This is a genomic window from Shewanella septentrionalis, assembly GCF_025370265.1.
Taxonomy (GTDB): Bacteria; Pseudomonadota; Gammaproteobacteria; order Enterobacterales; family Shewanellaceae; genus Shewanella; species Shewanella hafniensis.
In genome coordinates this window covers 1-24,729 of sequence record NZ_JAMTCC010000046.1, presented here as the reverse complement: position 1 = coordinate 24,729, position 24,729 = coordinate 1, and the positions used below count along the sequence as shown (strand labels likewise).

The window sequence follows — 24,729 nt, the reverse complement described above, 5'->3', positions numbered from 1 at the left end:
CGAATTAGACAGGTTTATGATGTTTAACCGTTTCAGGTTGAGTGGCACCAGAACCCGAATCCAACGGCGGAAGATTTTTAGATAATGCTTCATCGGTGTCGACATTCTTCGGCTGGGCTTGATTGAAAATCAGCGCCTCTGGCTGCGGCTTATTCGCCGGCTTCTCATGCACCATTTGGTCCCAAATCACCTTAGAGTGCTGATTTGCATCATCAGCCTCAATGGCCGATGCTGCAGACGAACTCGGTTTCTTCGGTTCGATCACCGCAGTCCCCTTGCGGATCTCTGCGGCAATATCTTTTAAATAAGGTTGTTTCGTCCAGTCGCCAAAAAACATGGCCGCCACCAATACCGCAGCGCAAAGTAAGATAGAGATCATCGCAGATTTAGTCATAATGGACTTCCTTCAAACAATCGTAATATGGCTCCCTATGGCAGAGACTCAGATACTGCAGCTTGTATTCATACCATCACAGGGCCAAGCGCACAATTGCACCCGATCATTTCCTTCAAGCAGACTGGAAATAATGCTTTCCGCTGACTAAAACGCAAAACCCTCACATTGCACGTCGTGATGGATCCCGCTCACAGGATCGATAAAACGTAAACGCTGTGCCATCAATTTTAGGGGGGCCTCAAATTTATCCGCTCCTTTGGGTAATAAGCTTGGATAAAATCTGTCGTTTAACAGTGGCATACCTAAGCTTTGCATATGCACCCGCAACTGGTGAGTTTTGCCGGTAATTGGGCTCAGGTGGAACAAACCAAGATCGCCTTTTATGGCCACTAGGCTGATTTCGGAATGGGTATTCGCCTCACCTTCAACGATTTTCATGGTAAAACTCGGGTCGCTCGGCTGCATGCGATTTCTCACCGTCCAATGCAGGGGTAACGTTAAGCTTCCCTGTTGATATTGTTCAATAATCTCAGGTGTCAGCTTGGCAATGGCTTGATAGTCTTTACGAATAGCATCGTCGATAAATAATTGATGATAAAGGGCGCGGGTTTCGGGCGCGACTGTCATCAAGATCACCCCTGCGGTTTCACGGTCAAGCCTATGAGCAGGCGCGATAGTGTCTATGCCGGTGCGTAATCTCAGTCTATGTACCAGACATTCGTTCACATAATTGCCGCTTGGGGTCACAGGTAAAAAGTGTGGTTTATAGGCCAAAATAACGTTGTCATCTTGGAATAGGATCTGTTCTTCGAAGGGAATTTTCGCTTCGACTGGCACTTCACGGTAGTAATACACCCGCGCAGCTGGACGATACTCGGTGTCCAAGGCGATCAAACTGCCGTCGCGCCAATGCACTTTTCCGTCAAGGATCCGCTGACGCCATACATCTTCACCTATGCGGGCAAAATGCTGTGCAAGAAAGGCAAACACTGTGGGTATATCTGTGACATTCACAGGAAGCACTATGTAAGAAGGTTGGGCGGCGCGGGCAGATGCTGTCATATCACAAAAAAAGCGGCTATAGAAAGCCGCTATTCTAGCCTTTTTGTGGTTTTTCAGTCCACATGGGACTTGATAAGTTGCAGCACGAAGTCCAAGGTTTTGTGGCAATCGGGCTGATTAACTAACACTAATTTGTCTTTATTATACATAGGTAAAACCTCGAGCCAGCGCTGGCTTACCCAAGCCGCATCTTCCAAATGCACTTGAGAATAGAGCTCAAACAGATCGGGATTCACCTCATAAAACTGCTCTAATGCAGCGCTTATTAGCTCAAATTCACCTTTAATCGGCTCTTCTTGCCAGTTACGGCAGGGTAAAGTACGCGCCATCCACAACTTATCTTTGGCCTGCGCCGCCGAGAGGATGCTGACGCGCTGGCGCCCTTCGAGCACTAGGCTGAGTGAATCGTCTTCTAGCTGATTAAAATCGATAATGTCGCACTGGGTAGCGGTGGGGTAACAGGGCGGACTGCCGCGGGGTCGAATGGTGGCAAAAGCGAGCGCATATTTTCCCTTGAAGACATCGGCCACCATGCGCAGATGACCGGGGTCGACTACACGAACCTCTACCCGTCCCTGTGGCAGCAACAAGGCATCGCGCATGAGTAACGCCATTTCTCGTGTTTGCATAGCAACCTCCTGCCCCTCAAATAGAAGGAAACGAATATCAATGCATTCGTATTCCTTATTACCTTAGAGTGTAGCAGGTGGAATAATTTCCTTCCTGAAGCCGTTGAGTGCAAAAATAAATTGGCGACCAAACTAGGCTAAATCAGGGCATTTCAAACCAGCCATTTTAAACCCCGTTTTCTGGACCACCGCACTTAAAACTAAAAGCGCTCTAGTCGCTCCAGCACATTTCCCTTAGCAACAACCTCGGCAAACTCCTCGGCCAGACGTTCACTCAAGGCCACCGCTGTTCGCCAGTATTGCATCCGCTGCGCCGTATCCAGTTGTTTAAAATCTTCGCGGTCGGGGATTTTACCAAAGGGCAATGAAGCCACAAATTCAGCCGATGGTGCTAACACGAGTGCATTGTGATAATTGGCTCGACCTTGGCGCCACTTCAAGGATTTATCGAACCATCCTGGGCTGATCGTTGGATAAAAATGTGGATACAGCGTCAAGCCAGTTGCGTGGGATAAAGGCAAGTCGAAGTGATAGTCGGTAACGCCGCCATCGTAATATTGCCCATCGGCAACGCCCTCAATTTTCGGCACTGGGGCTAGCAACAACGGAATCGACCCCGTTGCTAACATCACGGCATCGACATTGGCCTCGGTTAATTCGGCCTGCTGACTGGGTAAATCGTTGAGTTGCAAAAAGGGGGATGCTACAGCTTGTTGACTAAAGACCACACGTTCAAAATGCCAGCCTAAACTTCGGCGGCTGACTAAGTTGGTCGCCGCCGTCATCGCCAGTCCGGCAGCGAGAGGTAACTTAGCCGTTAAACGATTTAAATGTTTGCCGCGGCACACCACTAAATGACTGTGGATATGAGAATTGTTGACGATATCACTACCGCCACTGGTGCCTAAAATCCCCTGCACTACGCCTTTAACTTGTGCACTGACCTCCTGCGGGGTTGGCATGCTGTCATAACGCTGACCAATATAAAAATCCTCTAAGCGGCCATAGGCTGCGAGGGGATCTTGCTGCGCCAAACACGCTAAACGCCACGCCCCTGAAGACGCGCCGAGTGTATAAAGCGGCGTTTGTCTGGCTTTGAAAAACTCAGAAAACAGATACTTATCTAACCCAGCGATACCAAGCCATTTGGGTCCACCAGAGGCGGCAAGTAGCTGGGTAAAATGTTCAGATTTAAGACCTTGTTCTGCCAAGGTATTAAATGCCGTTGCTCCCGCGAGAAATCGTAACGCTGACAAATCTGTGTTCCTTCAAACAAATGCCATCAAAGCGAAATAACGCATTAAACCACGATGGCGCACGTCAATAAACAATTCATATCATTGACTTAACTCGCCAAAACACCCAAAGCACATCTGCCGATAACAAGGTTTCATCCATATATTCAACTGCATTTTAAACATTAACTAGAACACTCGGCTCTGAGTTAGCACATTTATGTCTAGATGTAACAATTGTTACAGTGATAACCTTCTCCACATTTAATTGTTACGTTATCTTTAATCTGCACTCTTAAGTTCGAGTATCGGGTTACAAACATCATTGAGAGGTTTTTATGCGTCTAGGGATTATCGCATTGGCAGTGTCATCCACACTGGCCATTCCAGCTGTTCAAGCCGAAGAACTACAGCCTGGCTTCGAGAAAATCGAGATCATAGGTTCACGCATAGCGCTGCGCACGGCAACTGACAGTGTTGCCCCTGTAGACATTATCACCGCCGAGCAGCTCGAATCGACCGGCATGACTGAAACCGCTAAAGCACTGCAATTTGCCGCGCCAAGCTACAGCTTCCCATTTTCATCAGTAACAGATGGTTCTGATGCGGTGCGCCCCGCAAGTTTGCGCGGCCTGTCGCCCGACCACACCTTAGTGCTAGTGAACGGCAAACGTCGTCATGGCTCAGCGCTAGTGCATTTAAGTGGCACTGTGGGTAAAGGTTCATCTAACGTCGACTTAAACGCTATCCCTATGACGGCGATTAAGCGTATCGAAATCCTGCGTGATGGTGCCTCGGCACAATACGGCTCGGATGCCATTGCTGGCGTTATCAACGTGGTGCTTAAAGACAGCGACCAAGGCGGTAGCCTCTCGGCTCAAGCAGGGCAGACCTACATAGGTGATGGCGAGCAATGGCGTGTGGGTGTAAACCACGGCATCAGTTTAAGTAACGATGGCTTTGTGAATGTCTCACTAGAAGCCCATCATAAAGACAGCACTAACCGCGCCGGATTAGATGAACGCAAACAATACAATGATTTACCCGATGGCTCAGCCGATCCCCGCGAAGCGACATTCAACCGTAAGAGCCACCAGGTCGGTGATGCCGAATATGACAACTTAGGTCTATTCATCAACGCTGCCCAGCCCATCACAAAAGATGGCAAACTCTATGCGTTTGGTGGCATCAGCCAACGTGAGACTAAGTCAGGCGCCTTTTACCGCCGCGCACTCGACGCCCGTAACTTAACTGAAATCTATCCAGATGGTTTCTTGCCGCAAATCAATCCTAAAATTATCGATGCGTCCTTAGTGCTGGGGTATGAATTCAGCCTAGGCGAGTGGAATATTGATACTTCGGCAGGCCATGGTGAAAACTCATTTAACTACAATATTGTTAATACCTTAAACGCCTCTTTAGGCCCAGATAGCCCAACCGAGTTTGATGCAGGCACACTCACGACCCGTGAAACCAATCTTAATCTCGATGCTTCGCGCTACTTTGCCTTTGCTAATGATTCTGAAATCCTGTTTGCGACGGGAGTGTCGTGGCGCCAAAACGGCTATCAAATTGAAGCCGGTGAAACAGGTTCATACATCAATGGCGGTTATGACAATCGCGCGGCGGGCAGCCAAGGTTTCACTGGCTTTACCCCTGAGTCGCAAGTGGATGAAACCCGTGACAATACTGGCGTTTATGTCGAGCTTGAAAACCAGTTAACCAATGAATTTTACTGGGCGGCGGCGCTGCGTTACGAAAACTATTCCGACTTTGGTGGCAACACCAGTTGGAAGTTGGCGGGCCGTTACGACTTTACCGATAACTTAGCCCTGCGCGGCACTATCAACACTGGCTTTAGAGCGCCGAGTGTACAGCAACTGTACTTCAGCAATATCTCGACGCTGTTCAATCCCGATCCTGTAACGGGCCAGCTGGTGCCTATTGAATCTGGCACTTTCAACACCCTATCGCCAGTGACCAAAGCATTGGGTATTAATGAGTTAGATCCCGAACTATCCCAGTCATTTAGCTTAGGCTTGGTGTACACCAATGACACGGGCTTAGCACTGACATTAGATGCCTATCAAATCTCCATCGATGATCGCATTATTCTGTCGAGCTCAGTGACGCCTAATGATTCGCCCGCCGTAGCGGCAGCGTTAGCGGGCACCAATGCGGAATCGGCGCGCTTCTTTATCAACGCCGTCGATACCCGCACCCGTGGTGTTGACCTTGTGGTGAGCCAAGATTTTGATATCGGCTCTTGGGGTGATTTACGGGCGAACTTAGCCTATGCCTACAATAAGACTGAAATCCAAGATATTCATTTCCCGCAAATTTTAGATGGGTTAGGCAAAAAGCTATTCGATAGCATAGAACAAACTCGCATGACCTCGGCGACGCCGCATAACACAGGTAACTTGGGCTTAACCCACGAGCTAGGCGACTTTAAGACCAATATTCGCCTCAGTTACTTTGGCGATTACACTGTGGGTTACTCAACGGGTGATGTGAATTACAGCGATCAATGGGTGATGGATCTGTCGGTGAGATACGCAGCAACCGATGCGCTAAGTTTCACCGCTGGGGTACAAAACCTGTTTGATGTGTATCCAGAAAAACGCCCTGAGGACAATAACTTCGGAGGCATTTTCGTTTACCCATTAACCAACACCCCGTTTGGTTTTAATGGTGGCTACTACTTCTTAGAAGCTAAATACACTTACTAAGCGCGTCTTAGCGAATAAAGTGACACTTGATATAGAAACAGGCCATGCAATGGCCTGTTTTTTTATGTCTAAAGCTTATGTCCTAACGGCAGTGATCTGATTATAATCTTTACAATTCACTCATTCACATCCGCCCTATCGAGTAACCGATGATCGTCGATACCTTAGCAAACCGCCATATTTATCAATCCCTAAGCCCTCGGCTTGCCACAGCATTAGCACATCTTGCCAGCACAGACTTTAGTCAGCTACCCGTGGGCAATTATCCCCTCGATGGCGACAACATTTTTGTGATAGTCAACGACTATCACACTAAGCATAAATCGACAGAACCCTTTGAAGTGCATCAAAAATATATCGATGTGCAATATGTGTTCAGCGGTGAAGAAGAGTTTGGTTATTTGCCACTAGCGGGCCAAACACCCTCAAAGCCCTATTTTGACAAACACGATTACGCCGAGTTTGATTACGAGGCAAACAAAGCCAATGCCTCTTATGTGCAACTCAAAGCGGGTATGTTTGCGATCTTTTTCCCCGGCGATATGCATATGCCGGGCACGGGCGATATTGCCACTGCGGTGCGTAAAGTCGTGATAAAAGTAAAGATCTAACCCTTAAGCCATCTTCGCCTAGCCTAGGCTCGGGATTTTTAGCGTTATAGCGTCTTAAGCGCGCAGTGATATGCGCTTTGGCTATTTCCGATCCGAGCCAAATATTGCTAAAATTGCCACAAATTTAAAGGAGAGTCCCTGAAATGCCTATTTACGTTGTCGGTCACAAGATCCCCGATTCTGATTCAATCTGCGGTGCTATCGCGTTAGCCTATTTAAAAAACCAAATCGGTGAAGAAGCCATTGCCGCACGTTTAGGTGAATTGTCACCCGAAACCGCTTTTATTCTGGAACGTTTCGGCTTCGAAGCACCGGAATACAAAACCAGCTACGCTGGCGAGCAAGTGTATATCGTTGACCATTCAGAACTGACTCAAGCACCGGATGATATCGCTCAAGCGACCATCGTCGGGATTGTCGATCACCACAAGCTTGGCGATCTGACCACAGATACCCCGTTAGAATGCTGGATCCGCCCAGTAGGTTGCAGCAACACAGTGATCAAGATGATGTTCGACTTTTACCAAGTCGCTATCCCTAAAAATATCGCTGGCATCATGATGTGCGCCATTCTGAGTGATACCGTGATTTTCAAATCACCGACTTGCACCACTGCCGACATTCGTTGCGTTGAAGCCTTAGCTGAGATTGCTGGTGTTGAAGATTTCAAAGAACTGGGCATGGAAATGTTCAAAGTGAAATCAGCTGTACAAGGCACGCCAGCACGCGACCTCGTTATGCGTGACTTTAAAGACTTCAACATGAACGGTAACTTAGTCGGTATCGGCCAGTTAGAAGTCATCGACCTGTCAGTATTTGACGATATCAAGGCCGAGTTAGAAGCCGATATCAAAGCACTGAAAGTGGAAGGCAATCGCCACAGCGTATTGTTACTGCTGACTGACATTATGAAAGAAGGCTCAGAACTGTTAATCGTGTCTGACGATAGCGACCTGACCCAACGCGCCTACGGTAAAGATACCGTCGATGGCAAAGTCTGGTTAGACGGTGTATTAAGCCGTAAGAAACAAGTCGTTCCACAGCTACAAGCGGCATTCGCATAGTCGTTTATCGTCGCGACGGTAGTACTAATATTAAGGCCGAACTGAGTTCGGCCTTTTTTATATTTCAGGTAAAAGCTAATAACCCCTGCGTTACACTTATTCACCGCCGCTAACTAAAACTGGCATGAAACTTTGCTCATAAATCTATCCAGACAGAGAAGTTGGCTAGTATGATGGGCTAATTGTCCCACTGATTCGATCACTTTCATCCATGCCAGAAGCGCTACAACATATCATCACCGAACTCACCCCTTGGCTGCAGCAATACGGCTATGTGCTGCTATTCATCGCGATTGCTGTCGAGGGTTTTGGCATTCCAGCGCCGGGGCAATCCTTATTGATTGTTGCCAGTTTATTAGCTGCAACAGGGCAAATGTCACTGCCATTGGTGTTAATCGTCGCAGCTTGCGCTGCACTCTGCGGTAACAGTTTGGGATATTTTATCGGTTGGCGCTTTGGTGATGTGTTGCTTAAGAAGGGTTGGATAAAACCGCAATTAGAAGACAAAATCCATGGCGTTATTGGTCAATATGGCATTGCCGCTTTAGTGCTGAGTCGTTTTGTTGAGGGATTAAAACAATTTATGTTTATCGGCTGCGGCTTGGCTAAAATGCCACTTAAGCAATTTGTGATAGGTAATGCCCTAGCCACCAGCATTTGGGTGGCACTTTTTGGATTAGGCCCAGTGTTAATCCGCGATGAAATTGCTCCAATGCTGACGTTTTACCATCAGCACAAATACCCCACATGGGCCATTGTCAGCCTAATACTCGCCGCGCTAATCACCTACACTTGGCGCAGGTGGCAAACCAAAAATCCGCAGTAAGCGATTTAGGATCTATTCTTCCGATTCCTTTTGGATTATTTCTATCACCTTATGAGCATTAACAAAATGATCTAAGCGATGAGTTTGAATCCACCAAGTCGCCGCTTCCATAAGCAACTCTGGATTATCATTCTTGTTCGCAAAGAAGGCGTAAAATGAGACACCGACATTATCGCCTTTAGTCTCAATTTTTTTATGACAAACCGTGATGATTTTTGCTCTTAACTCAGCTCTCATATTGACTCACAAAGTATATTGGCCAGCTTATTATTTCCAATGACATACAACACTTGATGTATATGCCTATTGCTTTCTAAGCTCAGCCAATTTTGGTTTCAAGAAAATGCCCTGAGGGCTGTGCATAGCAAGTAACATCACTAGCTGAATTCGACATGCTTCTCAGCACTACCGATCACTTTATGCCTTCAGTCTCAACCTTAGGTTGAGGCTCTGCGCCGTCATTTGGCTTGGACTCTGGTTTTAATTCTAGTTCTGGCGCTTTGATTGGCGCGTGCGGTACCTCAGTTACGGCAGACTTATCTTGTTCCTGTGATACGTTTGGTTCCTGCAATGGTGCGTTGACCTCAGGCGTCGGTGAACCTTGTTCTTCAGGCAAAGGCTCGACAATCATCACCGGCTCTTGTGGCACAGGCGCTTCACCTTGTGTGGATGTTGCCGCTTCTGACTCTGGCGCTAAGGTGCCGAGATCTTGGTTGGCGGGACTTTCCACCGCATGTTTAGGTAATTGATTTCGATACAAATCAATCATACTCATCACTTCAGACAAGGCTTTGGCATGATCCGGTGTGAGAATACCATTGTGTCCTGAGACGATTTCATCTGACACCGCCAGCACCCACACTGCCTGCATATTGGCATCGGGACAGGTCTGCACGGTACGACGGGCCTGCAGACGAGCACGAATTTTCCAACCAGAATGGGGCAAGGTCATCATACAGCCAGGGATTTGATCGTGCGCCATCAAGGCCGACGGCATCTTCATTGGCGTAGTGCAATTACCACCTGAGCATTTGTCGATATCGTGGGTAATAGCCCAAGAATTACCAACGGCGCGCTCGCCATCCTTGATGTAATTGAAAGCTTCTTTCACCGCGAAATCGCCCTTCGACTGCAATACCACCATACTTGGTTTTTGCCTATCTAAGCTCACCAAGGTATCGAGTGGCTGGTACTCCTTCGCGGGCACGGCAGGGTTTAACAGTAAGAATAAATTGGGATTATCCTGCTGATGATCGATAGCAGCCTTGATGCGGTCTTTGCTGGCATGCAAAACAACCGCCCCGCCAAGACTATGACCAATTACGGTATAACGCAGCAGTTTATGCTCTGTCACTAAGCCATCTAGCTTATCAAGCAGTTGAGATAAACCTAGCTGACCTATGCGTTTAGCAACCCGTTTACGCTGTAAAATGGTAGGAAAATCTAAAGGTTCAATCCAGCTTTTAGCATCATCTGAGCCATCGAGCCAGAAAGGATCGTATTTATCGCCGCGCCAGCCAATATACAAACCCAATAAGTTGCGCTGCGTATCGGACGCCGCCATCTGCTGATAAAACTGCTCGAAGGCAATAAAGTTTTCATCTTTAGGCTCTGCACTGTGGTGCCAGCCGTGGACAAAAATCAATAGTTCAGGGATTTGAGCAGGCTCAGGCTGGGATATGCGCGCCTCTAGACCTTGCCATTGCCTTTCGTCATGGGGCTGACCTTGATCGTTAAACTCAATCACATGGAAGTTTTGCTTCGCGATATCTGGGCCGGGAATGTGGTAAGCCTGATCTGGAATAAAAGGGAGTAAGACACAAAGCGACAACAACATTAAAAACAGTAACTTGTACTGGGTAAACTTTTTCAGGCTCATTTATAACAACATAATTAACGGCCAAGCTAGGCCAAAATAGACGTGCTGAAAGGGGCTAACAGCAAAAGTGCCGAAATTATACGCTAACCCCATTGACCCAGCTAGTGCCTAAATCGCTTTTCACCACAGCTTATGAGCTGATTTAACGCCAGGTATCAGGCAGCGTAACTTGGCTCCACAGCTCTTTACATAGCGGCTGACTATCGTGCCAATCGCCGCCATCAATCCATTTAACCAGCGCATCCCCAACCTGAGGATAGGCAATCGGATTAGGTGATGCAGTTTTCAGCCAGCGCTTCACGACGTTCACATCGAGACTCATCATGCTATCTGCGGCCGCCAAGAGTTGCAGCGCCGCCACATTCGATAATTGCTCAAACTGGCCAATCAGTGGTTTCACTAACAACTTTTTACCTAAGGTTAATGCTTCGCTGGCAAGCTCAAAGCCCGCATTGCCGATAACGCCACCGCAGCTGGCAAGATGTTGCTTAAAGCCCTCACGATTAAAGCCGTGCCACTTAATGTGTTCCGCAACTTGTCCCTTAGGCTGTTGGCTGTGGTACACCAAAAACTGATAGTCACTGAAATGCGACAGGAAACGAGCAATCACATCCGCATCCTCAAATGGCAAATACACTAAGATTTGATGCGTGTGTTCGAATGGGCTGGCATCCACTTCGACAAAAGGCGGCAAGATAGGAAAACCAAAGTGGTGCCAATGACAACCCAGCGCCACATCCACAGGGGCAAAGTTATTGAGCAGCATTTCATTAAACCAAGTGCTACCGAGTTTCGGCACTGGGTGAGTCAACGCCGCCTGATGGCTAATGCCAATGGATGGCACGCCTTGGCGCCGCGCCGCCCAAGCCGATACTGGCTCAAAGTCGTTGAGCACAAGATCGTAGCAACTGAGATCTAAGGCTTTAATATCTTTAAATAACGACAATGACAGATTCTGCCGAACCGTTTGCGGCACATTCACGCGCCCGGAGTGAGTCGCAAACGTCATGCCCGCTTGTACGCGATAATCACCAAAGCATTCCATATCGAAAAACTGATCTGGCTTACGCCCCGAAAATAAAAAGTCCACTTCAATATCTTGTTTCATCAGTGCTTTAGCCATGACGCGTGCACGACTTAAGTGGCCATTCCCTGTGCCTTGAACTCCGTAGAGTATTCGCATTACGTATCCTTAAACTGATGAGTGAAGGAGAATTCCAACTAATGAGATGAAATGATTAACGTGCGCTTGTTTGAATTAAATCACCGGATGAACCAGCAATACCGCCCCGCTCCCCAATGAAGCTCCTGCCAAAATATCTAAGGGGTAATGCACGCCGAGTGCGATACGTGAGCCCCCTATGCTAAAAGCCCATAAAAACACGATAGGAGCCGCTGCTGGGTAAACTTGCGCCACACTCATTGCCATCACAAAGGCTGCGGCCGTATGACCCGACGGTAAACTGAAGCGATCAGATGGCTCAAAACCACTCTCAAATCCCACAAGCGCATGGCAGGGTCGTGTACGGCGAATGCTATTTTTCAACAGTAAATACAGCGGCAACTCCACCAGAAAACTCGCTAACATCAAGTTGAATAAGGCCTGCCCTTGAGCGTGAGTCAGCATCAAGCCCACTGACAAATATAAATACACATGCCCATCGCCACTCGCCGATACCCGCTTTGCATGGGCATATAAACCATGACGTTGGGTAAAACTCACGATATGACAAAACATTCGCTTATCTAAGTCTGCAACGTAACTCAACATAAAACAGGCTCCTTGCTGGCATGCCAGCGAGTTTTACTGTGATGTTAATCTGTGCATTCTCTCGACGACGCTTAGAGTGCTTGGTATCACGCAACCGACTCACCAAGGCCCTACTCACGATTGAATTCGTTATTTACCGTTTGCTGGCTAATTTACGGTTTACTAATGGTCAAATCCGAATCGAATTAGCTAAAGCACTATTAGATAACTTGAGACTAAGAAAGACCTGTGACGGCTAAGTGACATCTGCTCGAAGGTTTTATGACAAGAAGCATGGCTTGGGCTTTGATCTAGAAGGATTCTAGGGACGTTATGCTGGAGCTAAGGGATTTATTTAGGAATAGCGATAGGACTGAGACAGGATATTGTGTTGCTCTAAACGTGAATTCCAAGAGCAACACAATCAAATAAACTTAGGCTGCGGCGGGAGTATTCGCCTTAGCGCGGTAAATTTTCGTCAAATGGTAAATATTAATACAAGCAACAAACGCATTCATGCCAGCCACTGGCCAAGCAGAAATAAACACCCCATAAACAACAAACAGGGTACATCCCACAAAATTCAACCATCGCAACCAAATGATATTCTTCATCATTAGAGAGATCGCCACCATTACAGAGGCAAAATAACCAATAATTTCAATCGTATTTACAGCTTCCATAGGCACCTCTCGAAGGCCCTCTACCGTCCATAAGCGTAACGGGGGGTCCATGCCCCTAAAGCAAATTAAGTTAAGTAAGTTAATTTAAACTTGGGATATAATACCAAAGCACGCAACAGAGTTGTAATAAAAAACCGTTATTTAATGACTAATATCAAGTTTTACCGCATAACTTCTAAAGTGCGACGAAAATTTACTACAGATGTGTTAACAGCCCAATGGCAACAATACCGTGATTGATAACACTTTTCTTTTCAAGAATCCCTTTTATACTGGCGTAAACTCGCTAAACTGTACGCAACGCGGATCAATAGGAGTGTAAATATGGAATACAACACCTCAGAATTATGTGACATGTACTTAGATGTCGTAGATGTAGTCGAGCCCATGTTCAGTAACTACGGTGGTTGTAGCTCTTTTGGCGGTTCTATTAGCACCATCAAGTGCTTTGAAGACAACGGCCTAATCACCGAAGTCCTACAAGAGGATGGTCAAGGTAAAGTCTTACTCGTTGATGGCGGTGGCTCATTACGCCGTGCGCTGATCGATGGTGCTATCGCTGAACTTGCGGTTAGCAACAACTGGGAAGGCATTATCGTTTACGGTTCTGTACGCGATGTGGATGCATTGGAAGAGTTAGACATTGGTATTCAGGCTCTTGCCTCAATTCCAGTGGGTGCTGATGGCAATTCAGTGGGCGAAGTGGAAATTCCGGTCAATTTTGGCGGTGTGACTTTCTTACCCGGCGATCACATTTATGCTGATAACACAGGTGTGATTTTATCACCTGAACCACTCGACATTGAGTAATCTCACTGTTCAGCCAAGAAAGCCAGCTAAGCTGGCTTTTTTATTCACTATTTTCAGCGTTTCCCCATTGAATCCTCGCGCCACACTGGCCACAATAGCTCGACTCCGGCCGAATAAGAATATCAATCTATGCCTGAATTTATTCCCTTTACCCAGACAGATATTGCCTCATTAGTCAGCCCAAGAACCGGCGAAACTAAGCTAGGCCAATGCGTCCATCTGGCTAATCACGAACATACGTTAGAGACCATACTCGCCACTGCCAAAGCCCACGGGGCAAGCTTTGCCATTTTCGGCGTCGGTGAAGATATCGGCCCACGTGCCAATTTGGGCCGCGGCGGCGCGACTGATGCGTTCACTACCAGCATGCGCCAATGGCTCAATCTGCAATCTAATCGCTTTCTTTCTGGTGCCGAATGCCTAGTATTAGGCCAAGTGAACACAGCCGATCTGCAGCAACAAACCGCGAGTAATACAACAGATAACACTAACGTCACCTTAAATGAATTACGTGATGCGGTGGAGCAACTCGATGAGCGCGTGATCCGCATCGTCAGTGCAATTTTAAAGGCGGGTTTAGAACCCATACTCATCGGCGGCGGCCACAACAATGCCTATGGTTTATTGATGGCGACCTACGGCCACTATCAGCGCCAAGTTGCGGCGGTGAATCTTGACCCTCATTCGGATTTTCGTCTGCTCGAAGGTCGTCACAGCGGCAATGGCTTTAGTTACGCAGCCGATCGCGGCGCCTTAGGTTGCTACCATGTGCTGGGTTTACACGAGTTAAAAAACAGCGAAGCCAATCTAAGTCAACTCAGCGAATTTGGTGGTACTTGGCATAGCTTGCAACAGATTTGGGTACGCCGCGAAATCAGTCTCAGCCAAGCCTTGCTTGAGATCGCCGCCAAACTGAATGACACAGGTTTGCCCGTAGGGCTGGAGCTCGACGTCGACGCTATCGCTAAAATGCCCAGTAGCGCCTCAACGGCAGCGGGTGTGCCATTGCTCGATGCGGCGCATTATGTCAGTTATATCGCCCGCCACTGCCCATGCGCTTATTTGCATTTAGCCGAGGCTGCGCCAAGTTGCCACGAAGCGGGAATTGAAGCTGGATTTAGGGATGTTGGCCAAAGCCTCAGCGAACTTATCTACGCTTATGTGCAGGCTCGGATACAGTTTTTGGCGCAATGAGCGCCATCAGTTACCGCCAACAGGGCGCTAAGCTATTCACCAAATCCTGATATTGTGGTCTAATGCCAGTCCATTTTACGTGGTCGACAAGCACTTAATCCTACGACTGCTAGGGAGTGCCTCAAGCTAAGGCATTGTAGTTAGTTTACTAGCTCGATCACAGAGTGATAGATCAAAGATTCAGCAAATGCAGGCGATGGCTTACACTCGCAACTAATACATTGCAAAACAATAGGAACACATTGATGTCTGAGGGCGAATCTAAAAGTACCCACTTTGGTTACAAAACCGTAGAGGCCGATAAAAAGGCCGAACTCGTTGCCGGCGTGTTTCATTCTGTTGCCGCTAAGTACGACATAATGAACGATGTGATGTCCTTCGGCATTCACCGTTTTTGGAAGCGTTACACCATTGAAGTCTCTGGCGCCCGCCCTGGCATGAAAGTGCTCGATTTGGCTGGTGGCACCGGTGACTTAACCGCAAAATTCTCTCACTTAGTGGGCGATAAAGGTGAAGTGGTTTTAGCTGACATTAACGATTCCATGTTAAAAGTCGGTCGCACTAAGTTGCGCGACAAGGGCATAGTCAACAATGTCAGTTATGTGCAAGCCAACGCCGAAGCACTGCCGTTTCCCGACAACCACTTCGATATCATTACCATCGCCTTTGGTCTGCGTAACGTGACCGATAAGGATGCAGCGCTGCGTTCGATGAACCGCGTGCTTAAGCCCGGTGGCAAGTTATTAGTGCTAGAGTTTTCTAAGCCTCAGCATGAAATTATGCGCAAAGTGTATGATTTATATAGCTTCAAAGTCTTACCTAAGATGGGCGAACTCATCACTAAAGATGCCGACAGCTATGAATATCTGGCTGAATCGATTCGTATGCATCCAGATCAAGACACATTAAAGCAAATGATGGTGGATGCAGGCTTCGAACAAGTCGACTACACCAACATGACCGACGGCATTGTCGCATTGCACCGTGGTTATAAATTCTAATGATGCCGCAAGAAGTTGTGCTGCTTGTCTGCGCCGCAATTGAAACGGGCCTGAAAAAACTTCAGGCTCAAGCGGGTGACGACTATTCGCGCCAGCGCCAGTTGCATGGCAAAGTTTTTCGCATCCAATTATCGCAGCTCAGCTGGCCACTCTATTTGGTGTTTGCCAAAGAGATCCAAGTACTGAGCCGCTATGAAGGTGATATCGATGTCAGTCTGCATGCCGATGCGACCACGCTTTATCGCGTGTCCGAAGGTGCAAACCTGACTGAACTTATCAAGCAAGATAAGCTCAAGCTTGAGGGTGACCTCAATTTATTACAAAGCTTTAGCCAATATCTACGTGGCATCGAGTTTGACTTTGCCGAGCCAATTTCGCGTTATTTAGGTGATGGTCCCACCCACAAGCTCATCAGCACAGGCCATCAGGCAAAGGGTTTTGCACTCGAAGTGTTGCGTAAAACGCGCTCCCATTTAGGCCAACTCGCCGTTGAAGAGTATCGACTCACACCGCACCCAATTGAGTTACTTCATTTTCGCGATCAAATGGATGATTTAGTTGCCGATACCCGCGCGATTGAACAACGGATTGCCCAATTAAGAGACCAAATTAAGCCATGACCCTTGCCAGTATCCGCCGTGGTTACCATGTCATCAAGACCTTGCTTCAGTACGGGTTAGATGACGTATTGCCGCCAAAGATGACACCTTGGTACTTTAAACTCGCCCGTAATAGTCTGTTCTGGATACGCAATAAGCATAAAAATAAGCCCGGTGGCGAACGCTTAAAATTGGCGATGCAGGAACTGGGCCCCGTTTATATCAAGCTTGGGCAAATGCTCTCGACCCGCCGCGATTTACTCAGCGATGAATGGGCCAGTGAATTAGCCATGCTACAGGACAAGGTGCCGCCCTTTGATGGTGCGCTCGCCCGCCAAGCGATTGAAGCTGAACTAAAAGCGCCGATTGAATCCCTATTCGATGACTTTAATGAAATACCATTGGCATCAGCCTCTATTTCTCAAGTGCATACCGCGACCCTAAAATCTAACGGTAAAGACGTCGTACTTAAGGTGCTACGGCCGAATGTAGAAACCAAGATTCAAGCCGATCTGCAGTTGATGTCGCAAACCGCCAAGTTGATTGAATACCTCCTCGGTGAAGGCAACCGCCTGCGCCCTGCCGAAGTGATCGAAGATTACCGAGTGACCATTTTAGGTGAGTTAAACCTTAAGCTCGAAGCATTAAACGCAGTCAAGTTACGCAACAACTTCCTGAACTCAGATGCGCTCTATGTGCCTTATGTGTATGAAGAGTTTTGCTATCCACGCCTGATGGTGATGGAACGCATTTACGGTATTTCGGTTTCGGATATTGCCGCCCTTAAAGCGCAAGGCACCAACTTTAAGTTATTGGCTGAGCGCGGAGTAGAGCTGTTTTTCACCCAAGTGTTCCGTGATAACTTTTTCCATGCCGACATGCATCCGGGCAATATCTTTATTTCCCGCGATCACCCAGAGAACCCTTATTACATAGGGCTCGATTGCGGCATCATGGGCACACTCAGCGAAGTAGATAAACGCTATCTCGCCGAAAATTTCCTCGCCTTCTTTAATCGCGATTATCACCGAATTGCCCAGCTCTACATTGAATCAGGCTGGGTGTCGGAAAAAACCGATCTACAGGCCTTTGAACAGGCCATCAAAGTAGTGTGCGAACCTATGTTCAACAAGCCGCTCGACGAGATTTCCTTTGGTCATGTGTTACTGGAATTATTCCGCACTGCACGCCACTTCGATATTGTGGTGCAACCGCAATTGGTATTGCTGGAAAAAACCTTACTCTATATCGAAGGCTTAGGTCGTCAGCTGTATCCGCAGTTGGATTTATGGCAAACCGCCAAACCGTTTTTAGAGCAGTGGATGGCCGACCAAGTGGGACCTAAGGCTATGTTTAAAAAGGTATCCACAAAACTGCCATATTGGGCTGATAAACTACCAGAATTCCCTGAACTGATTTACGATAACCTTAAGTTAGGCAGGAAATTGCTGAGTTCTCAGCAACAAATGCTAGATAAGTATTTGAAATACCAGCAGCAGGCACACAAGAGTAACTACTTGCTTATCACTTCTGCAGTTTTATTGATCTGTGGCACGTTATTGATCAATAGAGACGCTACACTATGGACCCCTTATGTTTGTCTAATTTCAGGCATTATATTGTGGTTTGTCGGATGGCGATCTAGGCCAAAGAATCGCAAATTTTAGCTAGCACTAATTAATCATAGGTTCATAATAGAACCGATATCAATTAAGAGGATACCTTCATGGGTGGTATTAGTATTTGGCAACTTCTTATCGTTGCATTAATCGTTGTCTTGTTATTTGGAACTAAAAAATTACGCTCTTTGGGCGGTGATTTAGGTGGTGCGGTGAAAGGCTTCAAAAACGCCATGTCTTCAGAAGAAGATAAAAAGGCATTAGAAGACACCGAAGCGGCTAAAACAGCACAAACGACTCAACAGGCGACTGAAAAGAAACCTGAGTCTAACAAAGAACAGGCGTAACTCTTTATGTTTGACGGTATCGGCTTTATGGAGCTGCTGCTGATCGGTGTTTTGGGGCTAGTGGTTCTTGGCCCCGAACGTCTACCGGTTGCGGTGCGTTCGATAACGAGTTGGATCCGTGCGATGAAACGCATGGCTAACTCGGTAAAAGAAGAACTTGAGCAGGAGCTGAAGATCGAGCAGTTACATGCGGATCTTAAAAAAGCCGAGAGCAAAGGTTTATCTAACCTCTCACCTGAACTCAAAGAGTCTATTGAACAACTGAAGCAAGCGGCACAGTCGGTAAACCGTCCTTATCAAGTTCAGGATCCGGTAAAAGACACACCTGCGTCAGAGAATCAAATACATTCTCCAGTTGCGAGCACAGTTCAAACTAGTCCAGCTCAAGCGAGCCAAGCTAATCCGACTGCCACTGTAGAGGCGAGTCCAATGTCGGCATCTCCCGCTACTCCAAGTGAGCCATCTCAGGGCGCGGATACCCGTTCTAACCCGAAAGCCAACGGATAATTCATGTCGCAACAGCAGCCACTTATCAGCCATTTGCTTGAACTTAGGTCCAAGCTGCTAAAATCCATTGCCAGCGTGTTATTAGTGTTCATTTGCAGCGTGTACTGGGCAAATGATATCTACCATTACATGGCAATACCTTTAATGCAGTCTTTACCTCTTGGTGGCAGCATGATTGCGACCGATGTTGCTGCACCTTTCTTCGCCCCTTTTAAACTGACCCTAGTACTATCGTTTTTTGTGGCTGTGCCCTATGTGTTGTTCCAAATCTGGTCCTTTGTCGCACCGGGTTTATACAAGCATGAAAAACGTCTGGTAATGCCACTGCTATTTAGCAGTACCTTATTGTTTTATCTCGGTATCGCCTTCGCTTATTACATAGTATTCCCCGTCGTTTTTGGCTTCTTTGCTAACAATGCCCCAGAGGGCGTTCAAGTTGCGACCGACATTACCAGTTACCTTAACTTCATTCTGAAGCTGTTCTTTGCCTTTGGTCTATCCTTTGAAATCCCTATAGCCGTTGTTTTACTATGCTGGGCGGGCGTGACAACACCTGAAGAACTTAAGCAAAAACGACCTTATATCGTCGTAGGCGCCTTTGTGGTGGGCATGCTGTTAACCCCACCCGATGTAATTTCCCAGACTATGCTTGCCGTACCAATGCTGTTATTGTTCGAAGGCGGTTTATTAGCGGCTCGCTTCTACAGTAAGCAAGGTGACGACGAGTCAGACGAAGATAGCGAACAAACAAACGACTAACGTCCTCGATGGCGTTAGGGGAATAATATAATAAGGAACATTCTCATGCGCTTAACTCTTATGGCAGCAGCAATTATGCTGGTATCAGTCCAAGCAAATGCCAGCATTGAACAACAGTTAACCCAATGTGCAGCAACAGCCGATAAACTCGACCGCTTGATTTGCTATGACAAGCTAGCAGAAAGCGTCAAAGGCGTAACGCCTGCTTCAGCGAGCACTCAAGCCTCGCCTGCGACTGTAGCAACCATTGCAGCCCCGACTGCAGTAGCTGCAGCGGCCACCGCGCCCCAAGCACCAGCCGCTAATATTGTCGATGACTTTGGGATGGAAGCTAAGCGCGTTCAAGAAAATACGGTCGATAAGATTTATCTGGAAGTGCAGTCTATTACTGAAGATCCCTACGGTGCCATCAAAGTAACATTCACTAATGGTCAGGTATGGAAACAAACCGACGGCCGTAAGTTCAACTTAAAGCAAGGCGAAAAAGTCTACATTGAAAAAGCAGCCCTTGGCTCTTTCTTAATGGGCACTGATGAGCGCAATGCCAAGGCACGGGTAAAACGCCTAAACTAATGCCCTCATACATAGATATCGCTGTCAATTTACTTGGCAGCGCACTCGAACCAGACACAGCATCAATAATACAAGCGGCGGCGGACCAAGGGGTTTCGCCGTTAATTGTTATTGGCAGCGATTTAACTGAAAGTGCAGCTGCCATCACGATTTGCCAACAATATCCCAATCAACTTTATTGCACTGCTGGCGTACATCCTCACCATGCCAGTGGCTGGCAAGCCGACTCAAGCAAGCAACAAGCCGAACTCTGCCAAGCACCGCAAGTGGTTGCCGTTGGCGAATGTGGCTTAGACTACAATCGTGATTTCTCTCCTCGCCCCATCCAGCGCCAAGCATTTATTGCCCAACTCGCCTTAGCCGTTGAACTGCAAATGCCCGTGCTGATGCACGAACGCGATGCCCACCAAGACTTTATTGCTATCCTGCAGGAATATCGCCCACAGCTTAGTGGCGCGCTTTTGCATTGTTTCACTGGCACTCACGCCCAAATGGAAGCCTATATCGACCTCGATTTGCATTTAGGCATTACAGGCTGGGTTTGCGATGAAAGACGCGGCCAAGAGTTAGCGCAACTCGTACCATTTATTCCGCAGAATCGCATTTTAATCGAAACCGATAGTCCGTACTTATTGCCTCGCAGCATGCGGCCTAAGCCTAAATCGAGTAAGAACAAGCCCGAATATCTCCCCTATATTGCGAACTATATTGCAAATCTGCGCGGTGAAAGCGCTGATGAGTTTGCAGCGCGTTGCTACCAGAATAGCGTAGCTTTTTTTAATTTGGACCGAGTCCATGCTTAAACGAAACTCGTCACTCATAGTCTTGCTGTGGCTATGGATGTGTTCAACACCTTCATTCGCAACCCTATTAAGCATTGATGAATCAACGGCGACCCCGTTAAACCTTACGCCTTGGTTGATAGTGAGCCACCCCACTTCGGCGAAGGAGTTTACCGAGATCCAAGCCTTGCCAAAAACGGATTGGCATAACTTCACCAATAAAGACATTCAAAAACTCAGCGGCCATGATTTTTGGCTGAGTTTCAGCTTAACCAGCCCAGACGATGCACTTTCACGCATTTTAGCGTTAGATAACCCCTTGTTAGACAAAGTGACTATCTACCATTTAGTCAATAATAAGCTCGCTAATACTGTGCTTATGGGCGACACCTTTCCCTATAACGAACGGCCATTTTTGAGCAATATCTTCCTGTATCCTTTTAAGCTCAACATGGATGATACCCATACTTTTTATTTGCATATTCAGACCGAAGGCAGCGCTGCGGTATCGTTGAATCTCTGGTCATCTAACGACTTAGCCCAGATTGCTGAATCCACCGCCGTCGAACATGGTTTCCAACTCGGCGCACTGGCCGCGATTGGTATCTTTAGCCTCTTTATTGCCATTGCATCGGGCTCATTTAGTTACAGCTATTATTCCGGCTACGTGCTCAGCATGACTTTGCTCGTTGCTACCATCAACGGTTTTGCCTTTCGATTCCTCTGGCCAAATTGGCCAATATTACAGCAAGTTATGGTGCCGTTTTTACTGCCAATCGTTATGGCGTTTGCGCTGATGTTTACTGAAAAAATATTACAGCTCAAATATTTAAACCGCCGCATGCTGCTGACTTGTCGCTATAGCGCTGTGTATATCCTCTGTGTTGGACTCACCACGCCTTTTATCCAATATGGAACGGCGCTCTATATCGAGATCATTTCCGTTGCAGTGCTCAGCCTGGTACTGATGGTCTTTGCTATTACTCAGGCCATCAATGGCCATAAACTGGCACGTATGTACACTATTGGCTGGGTGAGTATGCTTACAGGCGCTTGCATCAGTAGCTTGTTGTATCTCAGCGTGATTGACCTCAATTTAAAACCGCAAACGCCTGTCATGCTCGGCCTGACGTTTGAAATCATCTTTATGTCTTTGGTGCTTGCCATCCGCTATAACGATGAACGCAAAGCTAAGCTACGTATTCAGCAAGAGGCCTTGAAGCAAGCACAGAAAATTCGCAGTGCGCGGGAAGAAGCCCTAAAAGCGGAAGCCGAGAGCAATGAGAAACTCGAGCAAATGGTGCAAGAGCGCACCTTAGAACTTGAAATCACCCTCAGAGAATTACATGAGGTAAACCAAAAGCTCACCGAACAAAGCACTATCGACAGTTTAACTGGGGTTAAAAACCGCAGTGCTTTCGATAAACGTTTGATCGCTGAAAGCCGGATCAGCCGCAGGCAAGAAACCCCCATAGCCCTGTTGATGCTCGATATCGATCGCTTCAAGCTGATCAACGATAGATTTGGCCATCTTGCAGGCGATGAAGCCTTACGAACCATAGCCCAAACATTACAGCAACATTTAAAGCGGCCAACGGATCTCGTATCACGTTATGGTGGTGAGGAGTTTGCTATCATCCTGCCTAATACAACAGAAGATGGTGCACTCCAAGTCGCTGAAACGATAAGAGAAGCAGTTGCCTCAATCAATTTCGAATGGGAAGGTGTAGCGATACCTTTGACTATCAGTATCGGAGTCAGTGCCGATATCGTCACTAACGATCAGCACAGCACCAAATTATTAGAACAAGCGGATAAAGCCCTCTACCAAGCGAAAAATGGTGGACGTAATCAAGTCAGCTTATTTTCATCAGTTCAAGCAGGACCAGTACCTAATTAGGAGTCAAATGTGAATATCATTACCAGTGCCTTCCCTCAGCGTAGAATGCGCCGCATGCGTAAACATGATTTTAGCCGTCGTCTCATGGCCGAAAATCAACTAACGGTCAATGACTTGATTTATCCCATGTTTGTTCTAGAGGGCACCAATCGCAGTGAAAAGATCGCCTCTATGCCAGGTATTGAACGTTACTCAATCGATTTGCTACTAAAAGAAGCCGAAGAACTGGTTGAGTTAGGCATCCCATTAATTGCGCTCTTCCCAGTTACGCCTGCAGAGAAAAAGACCTTAATGGCAGAAGAAGCTTATAACGCCGATGCCTTAGTGCAACGTGCTGTACGCGAGCTCAAAAAAGCCTTTCCTCAACTTGGCATCATGACGGACGTAGCACTGGATCCCTTCACCACTCACGGTCAAGACGGCATCATAGATGAGACAGGCTACATCCTAAACGACATCACTACCGAGATTTTAGTGAAGCAAGCATTATCACACGCCGAAGCCGGTGCTGACATAGTTGCACCGTCAGACATGATGGATGGCCGCATAGGTGCTATTCGCCAAGCGTTAGAAGCAGCAGGCCACGTAAACACCCAAATCATGGCTTACTCAGCCAAATACTCCTCAAGCTACTATGGTCCCTTCCGTGATGCCGTCGGCTCAGCAGGCAACCTAAAAGGCGGCAATAAACACAGCTACCAAATGGATCCTGCCAACAGTGACGAAGCTCTCCACGAAGTTGCACTTGATATTCAAGAAGGTGCCGATATGGTCATGGTTAAGCCAGGCATGCCATATTTAGATATAGTGCACCGCGTAAAAACTGAACTTGCAGTGCCTACATTCGCCTATCAAGTCAGTGGTGAGTACGCCATGCACATGGCCGCTATCCAAAATGGTTGGTTGGCCGAAAAAGCCATCGTTATGGAATCTCTACTTTGCTTTAAACGCGCAGGCGCAGACGGTATCTTAACTTACTTCGCTAAACGTGCCGCACAGTGGCTGAAAGAAGCTTAGACCTCGCGATAGCTGTGTATAAATTGAAGAAAGCAGCCTTATGGCTGCTTTTTTGTATCTAGCCGGTGATAACTATCGAGACTAAATCAGCACATTTGGAGTTATGGAGAGAGTAACCGGAGACAAACCTATACCAACTTAATGAATTAACTGGTCAGAACATTTCACTGGCTAGTACACAACTCTATCACTCTTACTTTCCTCTCATTCCATGCGATAGAACACTGCTCGACAATGTCGCCATAGCCACTAACACGACGATTGGCCAACACATTTTGACCCAGCCATTGCCATACCGGCTCCATCGGATTCAACTCCGGTGAATAAGGAGGCAACTTGAGGAGGGTGAGATTATCAAAGTTATCGGTCAAATCCTGTTGATGCCAGCCAGCTCGGTCCATGATGACCAGTGCGTGGCGTCCGAATGCCGTTGCGGTTGAGATACCTGTGAGGCTCTGAACCGATTAGAAATTTAATCTTAATGATATAAATTGAGAACCAACTAGGCTGATTTCACAAATTTCAGACGCAAAAAAGCCAGCTTATTCAGCTGGCTTCGTTACATCTCAATGAGATAATTAGGCGCTTGGCGATGACCTACTCTCTTTTATCCCCGAAGGGGATACATGGGGGCGAGTCATCATTGCCTAAAATGCGCAGCATTTTGATGATGTGTCGCGCGGAGCAATGTATTGCGCAGCTGGGGAGCCCGCTTTGCGGCGGGGCGACATCGAGATAGGTTTTCGCGGAGCG

General features: G+C 47.3%; 25 protein-coding genes and 1 pseudogene. 16 read left to right on the top strand and 10 right to left on the bottom strand.

Annotated elements, in window-relative coordinates:
* Positions 1-4: 4 nt before the first annotated feature.
* The 4 genes from NE536_RS19790 to NE536_RS19775 form a co-directional block, all read right to left on the bottom strand.
* The gene (locus NE536_RS19790) at positions 5-394 is read right to left on the bottom strand and encodes a hypothetical protein (protein WP_071938746.1); all 390 of its coding nucleotides are present in this window, start codon (positions 392-394) and stop codon (positions 5-7) included.
* Between the two features lie 147 nt (positions 395-541).
* Positions 542-1,459 (bottom strand): pseudouridine synthase, encoded by a 918-nt coding sequence (locus NE536_RS19785; protein ID WP_261273766.1) that lies wholly within the window; start codon positions 1,457-1,459, stop codon positions 542-544.
* 53 nt (positions 1,460-1,512) lie between these two features.
* Positions 1,513-2,088 carry an LON peptidase substrate-binding domain-containing protein gene (locus NE536_RS19780; protein WP_106649247.1) on the bottom strand — a complete coding sequence of 192 codons (576 nt, stop codon included), beginning with the start codon at positions 2,086-2,088 and terminating at the stop codon, positions 1,513-1,515.
* Between the two features lie 200 nt (positions 2,089-2,288).
* Positions 2,289-3,344, bottom strand: coding sequence for an alpha/beta hydrolase (locus tag NE536_RS19775; RefSeq protein WP_261273765.1), 1,056 nt, complete (start codon positions 3,342-3,344; stop codon positions 2,289-2,291).
* Between the two features lie 317 nt (positions 3,345-3,661).
* On the opposite strand from NE536_RS19775, the gene NE536_RS19770 reads away from it, so the two are divergent.
* From NE536_RS19770 to NE536_RS19755, 4 genes are all read left to right on the top strand, one after another.
* Entirely contained in the window at positions 3,662-6,055 is a 2,394-nt protein-coding gene (locus tag NE536_RS19770) for a TonB-dependent receptor plug domain-containing protein (RefSeq protein WP_261273764.1), read from the top strand.
* Positions 6,056-6,204: 149 nt separating this feature from the next.
* On the top strand, positions 6,205-6,666 hold the full coding sequence (locus NE536_RS19765; RefSeq protein ID WP_261273763.1) for a NanQ anomerase/TabA/YiaL family protein: 462 nt from the start codon (positions 6,205-6,207) through the stop codon (positions 6,664-6,666).
* A 143-nt stretch (positions 6,667-6,809) separates the two neighbouring features.
* Positions 6,810-7,730: a manganese-dependent inorganic pyrophosphatase gene (locus NE536_RS19760; protein WP_006083317.1), complete on the top strand. Its 921-nt coding sequence runs from the start codon at positions 6,810-6,812 to the stop codon at positions 7,728-7,730.
* Positions 7,731-7,941: 211 nt separating this feature from the next.
* The gene (locus NE536_RS19755; protein WP_220591834.1) at positions 7,942-8,556 is read left to right on the top strand and encodes a DedA family protein; all 615 of its coding nucleotides are present in this window, start codon (positions 7,942-7,944) and stop codon (positions 8,554-8,556) included.
* 12 nt (positions 8,557-8,568) lie between these two features.
* Here NE536_RS19755 and NE536_RS19750 read toward each other — a convergent pair whose 3' ends face one another.
* The 5 genes from NE536_RS19750 to NE536_RS19730 form a co-directional block, all read right to left on the bottom strand.
* On the bottom strand, positions 8,569-8,793 hold the full coding sequence (locus NE536_RS19750; RefSeq protein ID WP_063884284.1) for a DUF6500 family protein: 225 nt from the start codon (positions 8,791-8,793) through the stop codon (positions 8,569-8,571).
* A gap of 175 nt (positions 8,794-8,968) precedes the next feature.
* Entirely contained in the window at positions 8,969-10,435 is a 1,467-nt protein-coding gene (locus tag NE536_RS19745) for a thioesterase (RefSeq protein ID WP_126491040.1), read from the bottom strand.
* A gap of 142 nt (positions 10,436-10,577) precedes the next feature.
* Positions 10,578-11,618 carry an MJ1255/VC2487 family glycosyltransferase gene (locus NE536_RS19740; protein WP_259483830.1) on the bottom strand — a complete coding sequence of 347 codons (1,041 nt, stop codon included), beginning with the start codon at positions 11,616-11,618 and terminating at the stop codon, positions 10,578-10,580.
* Positions 11,619-11,693: 75 nt separating this feature from the next.
* Entirely contained in the window at positions 11,694-12,206 is a 513-nt protein-coding gene (locus NE536_RS19735) for a phosphatase PAP2 family protein (protein WP_011847985.1), read from the bottom strand.
* A gap of 413 nt (positions 12,207-12,619) precedes the next feature.
* Positions 12,620-12,868 carry a YgjV family protein gene (locus NE536_RS19730; RefSeq protein ID WP_006083323.1) on the bottom strand — a complete coding sequence of 83 codons (249 nt, stop codon included), beginning with the start codon at positions 12,866-12,868 and terminating at the stop codon, positions 12,620-12,622.
* Between the two features lie 324 nt (positions 12,869-13,192).
* Here NE536_RS19730 and rraA point away from each other — a divergent pair, with 324 nt between their 5' ends.
* The 12 genes from rraA to hemB all read left to right on the top strand — a co-directional run bounded on the left by rraA (position 13,193) and on the right by hemB (position 23,976).
* Positions 13,193-13,678, top strand: a complete 486-nt coding sequence (gene rraA, locus NE536_RS19725) for a ribonuclease E activity regulator RraA (protein WP_006083324.1) — start codon at positions 13,193-13,195, stop codon at positions 13,676-13,678.
* A gap of 129 nt (positions 13,679-13,807) precedes the next feature.
* Positions 13,808-14,872, top strand: a complete 1,065-nt coding sequence (locus NE536_RS19720) for a formimidoylglutamase (protein WP_261273762.1) — start codon at positions 13,808-13,810, stop codon at positions 14,870-14,872.
* 245 nt (positions 14,873-15,117) lie between these two features.
* Positions 15,118-15,873 (top strand): bifunctional demethylmenaquinone methyltransferase/2-methoxy-6-polyprenyl-1,4-benzoquinol methylase UbiE, encoded by a 756-nt coding sequence (ubiE, locus tag NE536_RS19715; protein ID WP_006083326.1) that lies wholly within the window; start codon positions 15,118-15,120, stop codon positions 15,871-15,873.
* Positions 15,873-16,493, top strand: a complete 621-nt coding sequence (locus NE536_RS19710) for a ubiquinone biosynthesis accessory factor UbiJ (protein WP_261273761.1) — start codon at positions 15,873-15,875, stop codon at positions 16,491-16,493. Before ubiE ends, NE536_RS19710 begins: the two co-directional genes overlap by 1 nt.
* Positions 16,490-18,139: a ubiquinone biosynthesis regulatory protein kinase UbiB gene (gene ubiB / locus NE536_RS19705; protein WP_261273760.1), complete on the top strand. Its 1,650-nt coding sequence runs from the start codon at positions 16,490-16,492 to the stop codon at positions 18,137-18,139. Before NE536_RS19710 ends, ubiB begins: the two co-directional genes overlap by 4 nt.
* Positions 18,140-18,198: 59 nt before the next feature.
* Positions 18,199-18,438: a Sec-independent protein translocase subunit TatA gene (tatA, locus tag NE536_RS19700; RefSeq protein WP_006083329.1), complete on the top strand. Its 240-nt coding sequence runs from the start codon at positions 18,199-18,201 to the stop codon at positions 18,436-18,438.
* 6 nt (positions 18,439-18,444) lie between these two features.
* A complete protein-coding gene (tatB, locus tag NE536_RS19695) occupies positions 18,445-18,945 on the top strand; it encodes a Sec-independent protein translocase protein TatB (RefSeq protein WP_261273759.1) in 501 nt (166 codons plus the stop codon).
* Between the two features lie 3 nt (positions 18,946-18,948).
* Positions 18,949-19,704, top strand: a complete 756-nt coding sequence (tatC, locus tag NE536_RS19690) for a twin-arginine translocase subunit TatC (protein WP_006083331.1) — start codon at positions 18,949-18,951, stop codon at positions 19,702-19,704.
* A gap of 45 nt (positions 19,705-19,749) precedes the next feature.
* Positions 19,750-20,277: a type VI secretion protein gene (locus tag NE536_RS19685; RefSeq protein WP_261273758.1), complete on the top strand. Its 528-nt coding sequence runs from the start codon at positions 19,750-19,752 to the stop codon at positions 20,275-20,277.
* Complete coding sequence (locus NE536_RS19680) at positions 20,277-21,080, top strand: TatD family hydrolase (RefSeq protein WP_261273757.1); 804 nt, start codon at positions 20,277-20,279, stop codon at positions 21,078-21,080. Before NE536_RS19685 ends, NE536_RS19680 begins: the two co-directional genes overlap by 1 nt.
* Entirely contained in the window at positions 21,073-22,959 is a 1,887-nt protein-coding gene (locus tag NE536_RS19675; protein WP_261273756.1) for a sensor domain-containing diguanylate cyclase, read from the top strand. Before NE536_RS19680 ends, NE536_RS19675 begins: the two co-directional genes overlap by 8 nt.
* Before the next feature lie 9 nt (positions 22,960-22,968).
* On the top strand, positions 22,969-23,976 hold the full coding sequence (hemB, locus tag NE536_RS19670; protein ID WP_006087116.1) for a porphobilinogen synthase: 1,008 nt from the start codon (positions 22,969-22,971) through the stop codon (positions 23,974-23,976).
* A 164-nt stretch (positions 23,977-24,140) separates the two neighbouring features.
* Here hemB and NE536_RS19665 read toward each other — a convergent pair.
* Positions 24,141-24,419: pseudogene (locus NE536_RS19665) on the bottom strand (transposase); the annotation flags it as partial.
* Positions 24,420-24,729: the final 310 nt, after the last annotated feature.

Coding starts and splice junctions, on each gene's coding strand:
- NE536_RS19790 (WP_071938746.1), bottom strand. CDS start 394: ATGACTAAATCTGCGATGATCTCTATCTTACTTTGCGCTGCGGTATTG.
- NE536_RS19785 (WP_261273766.1), bottom strand. CDS start 1,459: ATGACAGCATCTGCCCGCGCCGCCCAACCTTCTTACATAGTGCTTCCT.
- NE536_RS19780 (WP_106649247.1), bottom strand. CDS start 2,088: ATGCAAACACGAGAAATGGCGTTACTCATGCGCGATGCCTTGTTGCTG.
- NE536_RS19770 (WP_261273764.1), top strand. CDS start 3,662: ATGCGTCTAGGGATTATCGCATTGGCAGTGTCATCCACACTGGCCATT.
- NE536_RS19765 (WP_261273763.1), top strand. CDS start 6,205: ATGATCGTCGATACCTTAGCAAACCGCCATATTTATCAATCCCTAAGC.
- NE536_RS19760 (WP_006083317.1), top strand. CDS start 6,810: ATGCCTATTTACGTTGTCGGTCACAAGATCCCCGATTCTGATTCAATC.
- NE536_RS19755 (WP_220591834.1), top strand. CDS start 7,942: ATGCCAGAAGCGCTACAACATATCATCACCGAACTCACCCCTTGGCTG.
- NE536_RS19750 (WP_063884284.1), bottom strand. CDS start 8,793: ATGAGAGCTGAGTTAAGAGCAAAAATCATCACGGTTTGTCATAAAAAA.
- NE536_RS19745 (WP_126491040.1), bottom strand. CDS start 10,435: ATGAGCCTGAAAAAGTTTACCCAGTACAAGTTACTGTTTTTAATGTTG.
- NE536_RS19740 (WP_259483830.1), bottom strand. CDS start 11,618: ATGCGAATACTCTACGGAGTTCAAGGCACAGGGAATGGCCACTTAAGT.
- NE536_RS19735 (WP_011847985.1), bottom strand. CDS start 12,206: ATGTTGAGTTACGTTGCAGACTTAGATAAGCGAATGTTTTGTCATATC.
- NE536_RS19730 (WP_006083323.1), bottom strand. CDS start 12,868: ATGGAAGCTGTAAATACGATTGAAATTATTGGTTATTTTGCCTCTGTA.
- rraA (WP_006083324.1), top strand. CDS start 13,193: ATGGAATACAACACCTCAGAATTATGTGACATGTACTTAGATGTCGTA.
- NE536_RS19720 (WP_261273762.1), top strand. CDS start 13,808: ATGCCTGAATTTATTCCCTTTACCCAGACAGATATTGCCTCATTAGTC.
- ubiE (WP_006083326.1), top strand. CDS start 15,118: ATGTCTGAGGGCGAATCTAAAAGTACCCACTTTGGTTACAAAACCGTA.
- NE536_RS19710 (WP_261273761.1), top strand. CDS start 15,873: ATGATGCCGCAAGAAGTTGTGCTGCTTGTCTGCGCCGCAATTGAAACG.
- ubiB (WP_261273760.1), top strand. CDS start 16,490: ATGACCCTTGCCAGTATCCGCCGTGGTTACCATGTCATCAAGACCTTG.
- tatA (WP_006083329.1), top strand. CDS start 18,199: ATGGGTGGTATTAGTATTTGGCAACTTCTTATCGTTGCATTAATCGTT.
- tatB (WP_261273759.1), top strand. CDS start 18,445: ATGTTTGACGGTATCGGCTTTATGGAGCTGCTGCTGATCGGTGTTTTG.
- tatC (WP_006083331.1), top strand. CDS start 18,949: ATGTCGCAACAGCAGCCACTTATCAGCCATTTGCTTGAACTTAGGTCC.
- NE536_RS19685 (WP_261273758.1), top strand. CDS start 19,750: ATGCGCTTAACTCTTATGGCAGCAGCAATTATGCTGGTATCAGTCCAA.
- NE536_RS19680 (WP_261273757.1), top strand. CDS start 20,277: ATGCCCTCATACATAGATATCGCTGTCAATTTACTTGGCAGCGCACTC.
- NE536_RS19675 (WP_261273756.1), top strand. CDS start 21,073: ATGCTTAAACGAAACTCGTCACTCATAGTCTTGCTGTGGCTATGGATG.